General features: G+C 56.7%; 1 pseudogene. It reads left to right on the forward strand.

Annotated elements, in window-relative coordinates:
- A pseudogene (locus tag BK665_RS33835) lies at window positions 1-298 on the forward strand (acyl-CoA dehydrogenase); the annotation flags it as partial.

Consider the following 298-nt stretch of genomic DNA (forward strand, 5'->3'; position numbering starts at 1 on the left):
CATCTGCCTGCTCGCTAACACCTCGGACGACAAACCGCGCATCAACCAATCGCTGATCATGGTGCCTTTGAACACGCCCGGTATCAGACTGAGTTCGCACCTGGACAAGCTCGGCATGCGCAGTTCGGAAACCGCCCATTTGTTTTTCGACAACGTGCGCGTGCCGCAACGCAACCGCATCGGCCATGAAGGCTCTGGGTTCATGATGCAGATGCTGCAGTTCCAGGAGGAGCGCCTGTTCGGTGCGGCAAACATGATCAAGGGCCTAGAATACTGCATCGACAGCACCATCGAGTAC

The organism is Pseudomonas frederiksbergensis (genome assembly GCF_003732665.1).
GTDB classification, from domain to species: domain Bacteria; phylum Pseudomonadota; class Gammaproteobacteria; order Pseudomonadales; family Pseudomonadaceae; genus Aquipseudomonas; species Aquipseudomonas frederiksbergensis_G.